Source organism: Nonomuraea sp. NPDC050310 (assembly GCF_040655795.1).
Classification (GTDB): domain Bacteria; phylum Actinomycetota; class Actinomycetes; order Streptosporangiales; family Streptosporangiaceae; genus Nonomuraea.
Genome location: NZ_JBFAKP010000017.1, coordinates 119,995 through 127,593 on the forward strand (window position 1 = coordinate 119,995; position 7,599 = coordinate 127,593).

General features: G+C 72.1%; 6 protein-coding genes. 3 read left to right on the top strand and 3 right to left on the bottom strand.

All coding sequences use genetic code 11. The features are described from left to right. Positions 1-93 precede the first annotated feature (93 nt). Complete coding sequence (locus AB0I67_RS31235; protein ID WP_357930839.1) at positions 94-2,553, top strand: penicillin acylase family protein; 2,460 nt, start codon at positions 94-96, stop codon at positions 2,551-2,553. Here AB0I67_RS31235 and AB0I67_RS31240 read toward each other — a convergent pair. Beyond that, positions 2,550-2,969, bottom strand: coding sequence for a hypothetical protein (locus AB0I67_RS31240; RefSeq protein WP_357930697.1), 420 nt, complete (start codon positions 2,967-2,969; stop codon positions 2,550-2,552). The genes AB0I67_RS31235 and AB0I67_RS31240 overlap by 4 nt on opposite strands. 74 nt (positions 2,970-3,043) lie before the next feature. Here AB0I67_RS31240 and AB0I67_RS31245 point away from each other — a divergent pair, with 74 nt between their 5' ends. After that, positions 3,044-4,051 (top strand): hypothetical protein, encoded by a 1,008-nt coding sequence (locus AB0I67_RS31245; RefSeq protein ID WP_357930699.1) that lies wholly within the window; start codon positions 3,044-3,046, stop codon positions 4,049-4,051. Here the strand turns inward: AB0I67_RS31245 and AB0I67_RS31250 are convergent. Beyond that, on the bottom strand, positions 3,939-4,403 hold the full coding sequence (locus AB0I67_RS31250) for a DUF6113 family protein (protein WP_357930702.1): 465 nt from the start codon (positions 4,401-4,403) through the stop codon (positions 3,939-3,941). The genes AB0I67_RS31245 and AB0I67_RS31250 overlap by 113 nt on opposite strands. A gap of 11 nt (positions 4,404-4,414) precedes the next feature. After that, positions 4,415-5,317 (bottom strand): N-acetyl-1-D-myo-inositol-2-amino-2-deoxy-alpha-D-glucopyranoside deacetylase, encoded by a 903-nt coding sequence (gene mshB / locus AB0I67_RS31255; RefSeq protein WP_357930704.1) that lies wholly within the window; start codon positions 5,315-5,317, stop codon positions 4,415-4,417. A gap of 44 nt (positions 5,318-5,361) precedes the next feature. Here mshB and AB0I67_RS31260 point away from each other — a divergent pair, with 44 nt between their 5' ends. Further along, the gene (locus tag AB0I67_RS31260) at positions 5,362-7,422 is read left to right on the top strand and encodes a prolyl oligopeptidase family serine peptidase (protein ID WP_357930707.1); all 2,061 of its coding nucleotides are present in this window, start codon (positions 5,362-5,364) and stop codon (positions 7,420-7,422) included. Positions 7,423-7,599 lie beyond the last annotated feature (177 nt).

Genomic DNA, 7,599 nt, shown 5'->3' on the forward strand with positions numbered 1-7,599 from the left:
CCCGGCCCCGTACCAAGCAGTACCTTCGGCCTGCCACACTTGGTGAAACGCAGGTCAAGGGAGGTTTTCGTGAGGGTTAGGCCGTACGCGTGGATGCCGTGGCCGGTGCGGTGGCTGGCGCGCGTCCTGACCGTCCTGGTGGTGCTCGCGCTGGTGCTGGCCGGTGTGGTCACCTGGACCGTGCGCCAGTCCTTCCCGGAGTTCGAGGGCACGCTCTCCCTCCCCGGCCTCACCGGCAAGGTGGACGTCTACCGTGACAAGTCGGGCGTGCCGCACATCTACGCCGACACCGCCGAGGACCTCTTCCTGGCGCAGGGCTTCGTGCACGCCCAGGACCGCTTCTGGGAGATGGACTTCCGCCGGCACGTGACCTCCGGCCGGCTGTCGGAGATGTTCGGCCCGGCCACCCTGGAGCAGGACAAGGCGATCCGCACCATGGGCTGGCGGCGCGTCGCCGAGCAGGAGGTGCCGGAGCTCAAGGAGTCCACCCGGCGCTACCTGGAGTCCTACGCCAAGGGCGTCAACGCCTGGCTGAAGCGGAACGAGGACGCCTCGGCGCGCAGCTTCGAGTACTCGGTGCTCAAGCTGACCAACGGCGACTACCGGCCAGAGGAATGGAAGATCGAGGACTCCGTCGCCTGGCTCAAGGCCATGGCCTGGGACCTGCGCTCCAACATGGAGACCGAGATCGACCGCGCGCTGGCCGCCACCAAGCTCCCGGCCGAGCGGGTGGCGCAGCTCTTCCCCGGCTACCCCTTCGACCGGCACGCGCCGATCGTCGGGCAGGGCGCGCTCACCAACGGGCGCTTCGACCCGCAGGCCGCGCCCGAGCAGGGCGGCGACAAGGCGATCACCTCGGCGGCCGAGCTGCTGTCGAAGGTGCCGAGCCTGATGAGCACCGCCGACCGGGACGGCATCGGCTCCAATTCGTGGGTAGTGTCGGGCGAGCACACCACCACCGGCAAGCCGATCCTGGCCAACGACCCGCACCTGTCGGCCCAGATGCCGAGCGTCTGGTACCAGGCTGGGCTGCACTGCCGCGCGAAGTCCGAGAACTGCGCCTACGACGTGACCGGGTTCACCTTCTCCGGCCTGCCCGGCGTGATCATCGGGCACAACGACCGCATCGCCTGGGGGTTCACCAACCTCGGGCCCGACGTCGCCGACCTGTTCCTGGAGAAGGTCGAAGGCGACACCTACCTGCACAAGGACGCCACCCGCAAGCTGGAGACCCGCACCGAGACGATCAAGGTCGCCGGGGGCGAGCCGGTCCGGCTGGAGGTGCGCAGCACCGTGCACGGGCCGCTGGTCGGCGAGGTCATGGGCATCGAGGCCGCGCAGGGCGCCAACGCGGTCGCGCTGCAGTGGACCGCGCTCATCCCCGGCTCCAGCGCCGACGCGATCTTCGCGATGAACGAGGCGGGCAACTGGCACGAGTTCCGCGCCGCCGCCGCGCTGTTCGACGTGCCCTCCCAGAACCTGATCTACGCCGACGTGGACGGCCAGATCGGCTACCAGTCGCCGGGCCGCATCCCGGTCCGGCTCAAGGGCGACGGCACCGCGCCCGTGCCCGGCTGGACCGGCGAGTACGACTGGAAGCCCGAGCCGCTCCCCTTCGACCAGTTGCCCACGCTCACCGACCCGGCCGCGGGCTTCATCGTCACCGCCAACAACGCGGTCATCGACCCCAGCCGGTACGGCCCGCTGCTGACCAAGGACTGGTCGTACGGCTACCGCTCCCAGCGCATCCGCGAGCTCCTGGAGCAGGAGCTCGGCAAGGGCAAGATCAGCCCCGAGACCATGGGCGCGCTCCAGAACGACACCCGCAACGAGTTCGCCTCGACGCTGATCCCGCACCTGACCGAGGTCGAGCTGGCCGGACCCGCCGTCCAGGCCCGCGAGCAGCTCAAGGACTGGGACGGCACGCAGAGCCTCGACTCCAAGCCCGCCGCCTACTTCAACGCCGTCTGGCGGCACCTGCTGCGCCTGGCCTTCGACGACGACCTGCCCGAGGCGGCCCGCCCCACCGGCGGCGACCGCTGGTACGAGGTGGTGCGCGCCCTGCTGGAGCGGCCCGACGACGCCTTCTGGGACGACACCACCACCTCCTACACCGAGAAGAAGGCCGACATCCTGCGCCAGGCCATGGTCGACGCGCACGAGGAGATCGGCCCGGACGCCACCTGGGGCGACCTGCACACCCTCACGCTGACCAACCAGTCGCTCGGCACCTCCGGCATCGCCCCCATCGAGGCGATCTTCAACCGGGGCCCGTTCGGCGCCCCCGGCGGCAAGGACGCGGTCAACGCCAACGGCTGGAACGTGCAGCAGGGCTACGAGGTCACCTCGGTCGCCTCCATGCGGATGGTGGTCGACCTGGCCGACCTGGACAACTCCCGGTGGATCAACCTGACCGGCAACTCCGGACACGCCTACCACCCCAACTACTGGGACCAGGCGCCGCTGTGGGCGCGCGGCGAGACGCTGCCCATGCTCGCCAGCCCCGACAAGGTGCGCGCCGCCGCGACGCACACCCTCCGGCTCGTCCCCTAGGCCGCCGGGCGGCGGCGCCACCACGGCTGCCGCCGCTCGTAGCCGCCCTCGTCGAGCCCGGCCAGCCGCTCGAACGGGTTGTAGGAGGCCTGGTCGCCGCAGACCGCCATCGAGGCGGCCATGGCCAGCAGGTACAGCGGCAGCATCGGCAGCCCGGCGCAGCACGCCCACTGGCTGGCGTGCCGGGCCTCGTGCCCGATCAGCCGCAGGTCGAGTTCGGTGCGCCTGGTCAGCACCACGTTCCCCACGGTGAACGCGCCCGCGATCGGGAATCTGAAGCGGTAGCCGTACGCCAGGATGAGCCCGTCCGGGCCGGGCGTCGGCCTGGCCCCGCCGACCGCGGCGATCAGCAGGCCGAGCGGGGTGGAGAGGTTGACGAAGTTGACGACACGCCGGATCCGGTAGCGCCTCTGCACGCCTCCAGTATTGACCGAAGGGGGCATGACGGGATAATGACTCCCGTCCTGACAATCCCCCTCAGAGCAGGATCATGAGATTCCTCATCCTCGCCGCACTGGTCGGCCTGATGGCACTCGCCACCGTAGGCGGGCTGGTCGTCACGAGCACCCAGACCGTCGGCCACGAGTACGGCACGCCGCCCCTGGAAACGTCCCGCGCGCCGTACCGGCCGGTCGTGAGCACGCCCACCCCCACACCGACGGCCACCACCGCGAAGTACACCGCGGTCACCAAGGTCGTGAAGCGGAAGGGCGTCTCCTACCTGGAGGTCTCCATCCGGTACGGCGCGGCCGGCCGGTTCACCGTGCGGCAGAAGGTCTGCAAGGGCAAGTCGTGCCGGACCGTCACCAGCGAGTTCGCGGTGACCACCGGCGCCGGGAAGAAGACCACGAAGCTCGGCAAGGGCTCCTACCGGCTCAGCGGCAAGCCCGTCATCTCGGTCAAGGTGCTGCCCTGGCCGACCAAGACCGTCACCGTCGCGCCCACCGCCACGGTCACGGTGGCGCCCACCGCCACCACGACGGCCACGGTGACCACCGGCCCGACGGTCACCCAGTCGGTGCCGGGGCCGACCACGACGATCTCGGTCACCGCCACCGTGACGTTCACCGCGACCGCCACCGTGACCGCGACCCCCACGGTCACCGTCACCGCGCCCGCGACCACCATCACCGTGACCGCCGCGCCCGCCCCGAACAAGGGCTGCGACGCGCCATGGAACCCGTTCCGCTACCACTACTGCGCGAGCCCGACCACCGACCCCGAGGTCACCGCGCCACCGGCCGACGTCTGCACCTACTTCGTCTGCCTGACCAGCCCGCTGCCCGCGCCCACCGCCTCGCAGCGCCTGGTCTTCTGCGGTGACGGCAAGATCACCCTCGCCGTGCCCAGCCCCTCGCCCGACCCGTGCGCGGCCAACGGCGCGCTCAAGGGCGTGGTTCGCGTGGCTCCCGCTCCGCAGGCCGCGGCGGATCCGCAGGGTCTGGCTCCGGCTCCGACGCCGTCGATCCCGGAACTGACCCCGGCCCCTGGCCAGTGACCATCGCCTTGGAGGCGGGCGCGAACAGGAAGGCCGCGGCCACCGCGGCCATCCCGCCGTACAGGTAGACCGTGCCCGCCTCACCGAAGAAGACGTAGTCGCCCGCGGCCGGCTGGGCCACGAAGAGCATCGAGGTCAGCAGCCAGCCGGCCGCCACGGCGGCGGCGCCCAGCCGCGAGCGCATCATCCGGCCCGCCGCCAGGCAGACCACGAAGATCGTGAGGACCCAGGCGACCGCGGCCGCCGGCAACCCGCCCAGCGGCCACGCCTGGTTGAACGCGCCGACCACCCCGACGACGACGCCGAGCACCGACAACATGCCGTACGCCATTCCGGCCAGCGCGGACTCCATGCCTGATGAGCTTAGTGGGGAAGACCAGCGAAAAGATCATTCTCGCGCGGCTCGCCGAGCCCGCCGGCCTCGACCGGCACCCCCCGGACGGCCGGCCCCGGCACGCCCCGCTTGAGGATGAAGTGCTCGACGCCCTGCGCCTCCTGGCCGATGTTGTTCGACAGCGCGAACCACGGGTCGTCCACGCTGATCTGGGTGCGGTGCGCGCGCATCGCGTCGAGCTTGCGCTTGACGTACGGCCGGGCGTCCACCTCGGTCGTGACGACCTCGTCCGAGCAGCCGAACGGCATGTCGTCCACGTCCTCGACGACGAACTCGACGCCCGACTGCCGCATCGCCTCGGCCTGGCGGCGCATGACCGACCTCGGCACCGCGGTGAAGTAGAACTTGGCGATCTGCCACGGCTCCCCCGTGCCGAAGCCCGGATCGGCGGCCAGCTCGGTGGCCCGCCACGCCACCCGGTGCGCCTGGATGTGGTCGGGATGGCCGTAGAAGCCGTTCTCGTCATAGGTGACCAGCACCTGCGGGCGCACCTCGCGGATGACCTTCACCAGCTCGCCCGCCGCCTCGTCGAGATCGGCCTGCCAGAACGCCTGCGGCCGGTCGTTCGAGGCCACGCCCATCATGCCCGAGTCGCGCCAGCGGCCGGGCTCCCCCAGGAAGCGGTGGTCCTCGACGCCGAGCGCCTCGCAGGCGGCGGCCAGCTCGCCGATCCGGTACTCGCCCAGGGTGTCGTCGCGGTCGGCCGCCAGATGCGCCAGCTCCGGCGGGATCACCTCGCCCTCCTCCCCCAGCGTGCAGGTCACCAGGGTGACGTGGGCGCCCTCCGCGGCGTACTTCGCCATCGTCGCGCCGGTGCCGATCGTCTCGTCGTCGGGATGCGCGTGCACGAGCAGCAAGCGTCGATCACTCATGCCTCCGAGGGTAGCTGGCCTGCGGAACTGGCAGGATTGTCCCCATGAGTGAGAGCTTCCCGCGCCTGCATGCCCGGACCCGCCGGTTCACCCTCGGAGTGCCCCGGAGCTTCACCATCGCGCCCGACGGCGGCCGCGTGGTCTTCCTCCGCACCCGCACCGGCACCGACCCGGTGACCTGCCTGTGGGAACTCGACACCGCCGGCGGCCTCGAACGCCTGGTCGTCGACCCCCGCACCCTCGGCGGCCCCTCGGAGGAGAACCTCCCGCCCGAGGAGAAGGCCCGCCGCGAGCGCAGCCGCGAGCAGGCCGGCGGCGTGGTCGCCTACTCGGCCGACCGGGCCGTGCGCAAGGCCGCCTTCGCCCTCTCCGGCGAGCTCTACGTCACCGACCTGCTCACCGGCGAGAGCACCCAGCTCGAAACGCCCGGCGGCGTCATCGACCCCCGGCTGTCGGGCGACGGGCGGCACGTCGCCTACGTCTCCGGCGGGGCGCTCCGGCTGCACGACCTGGCCACCCTGGAGGACCGGGCACTGGCCGTGCCCGAGTACCCGACCGTGACGTACGGCCTGGCCGAGTTCATCGCCGCCGAGGAGATGGACCGGATGCGCGGCTACTGGTGGTCGCCCGCCGGGGACGCGCTCCTGGTCGCCCGGGTGGACGAGGCGCCCGTCCAGGTCTGGCACATCGCCGACCCGGCCAACCCCGACCGGCCCGCCGTCGAGCAGCGCTACCCGGCGGCCGGGACGGACAACGCGGTCGTCGAGCTGTTCGTCATCGGGCTCGACGGCAGCCGGGTCCGCGTGCCGTACGAGCAGGAGTACCTCGCCAACGCGGCCTGGGACGGCCACGCGCTGTCCATCGTCACCCTCGCCCGCGACCAGAAGTCGCTGCGCCTGTTCACCGTGGACCCGGCCACCGGCGCCTCCGAGCTCGTCCTCGAAGAGACCAGCCCGGCGTGGGTCGAGATCGGCCGCGGCGTCCCGGCCCATCTGGAGGACGGCAGCCTCGTCTGGCTCTCCGGCACCCAGCTCCTCGTCGGCGGCAAGCCCGTCACCCCGCCCTCGCTGATCGTCCGCGAGGTCCTCGACGTCGACCGCGACACCGTCCTGTTCCGCGCCAGCGGCAGCGACCCCACCGAGATCCAGCTCTGGACCTGGGACGGCCACTCCCTCCTGCCCGTCTCCACCCGCTCCGGCGTCTACTCCGGCCGCCTCGCCGGCGGCGTCGGCGTCCTCACCGAGCAGACCCTGGAGAACGAAGGCGTCTCCTGCACCGTCGTCCTCCGCGACGGCACCGCGCTCCCCATCCCCTCGCACGCCGAACGGCCCGGCCTCGACCTCCGCGTCCACGTCGGCCGCTCCGGCACCCGCGAGCTCGCCACCGCCGTCCTGTTCCCCTCCTGGCACGAGCCCGGCTCCCGGCGGCTGCCCGTCCTCCTCGACCCGTACGGCGGGCCGCACGCCCAGCGCGTGCTGGCCGCGCACGGCATGTACCTCACCAGCCAGTGGTTCGCCGAGCAGGGCTTCGCGGTCATCGTCGCCGACGGCCGCGGCACCCCCGGCCGAGGGCGCGACTTCGAGCACGCCGTCCTCAACGACCTCGCCGGGCCCGTCCTCGACGACCAGGTCGACGCGCTCCAGGGGGTGGCCGCCCAGTACCCCGACGACCTCGACCTGTCCCGGGTCGCCATCCGCGGCTGGTCCTTCGGCGGGTACCTCGCGGCCCTGGCCGTCATGCGCCGGCCCGACGTCTTCCACGCCGCCATCGCCGGCGCGCCGGTCACCGACTGGCGGCTGTACGACACCTGCTACACCGAGCGGTACCTGGGCGACCCCCGGGTCCAGCCCGAGGTCTACGACCAGTCCTCGCTCTTCGCCGACGCTCCCAAGCTTGAGCGGCCGCTCCTGCTCGTCCACGGGTTGGCCGACGACAACGTCGTCGCCGCCCACACCCTCCGGCTGTCCTCCGCCCTGCTGTCGGCGGGGCGTGCGCACAGCGTGCTGCCGCTTTCCGGGGTTACGCACATGACGCCTCAGGAGGTCGTGGCGGAGAACCTGCTCCTTCTTCAGGTCGACTTCCTCAAGAAGGCCCTCTCCCTCTGACCGCATGGGCCTCATGGGGCGCGCTTCGCGCGATCGGCTCGAGCTGTGCTTGGTGGGGGACCGCCTCCGGGCGTCCCCCACACCCCCGGTGGGGGGGGGGGGGGGGGGGCCCCCCCCCCCCCCCCCCCCGCCGGCCCGGCGCCGGGGTGGGGCGTGGGGGAGGGGGGCGGGTCTGGG

Bases quoted from the DNA above. Each gene is read 5' to 3' on its own strand.
- AB0I67_RS31235 (WP_357930839.1), top strand. From the start codon at position 94: ATGCCGTGGCCGGTGCGGTGGCTGGCGCGCGTCCTGACCGTCCTGGTG.
- AB0I67_RS31250 (WP_357930702.1), bottom strand. From the start codon at position 4,403: ATGGAGTCCGCGCTGGCCGGAATGGCGTACGGCATGTTGTCGGTGCTC.
- AB0I67_RS31245 (WP_357930699.1), top strand. From the start codon at position 3,044: ATGAGATTCCTCATCCTCGCCGCACTGGTCGGCCTGATGGCACTCGCC.
- mshB (WP_357930704.1), bottom strand. From the start codon at position 5,317: ATGAGTGATCGACGCTTGCTGCTCGTGCACGCGCATCCCGACGACGAG.
- AB0I67_RS31260 (WP_357930707.1), top strand. From the start codon at position 5,362: ATGAGTGAGAGCTTCCCGCGCCTGCATGCCCGGACCCGCCGGTTCACC.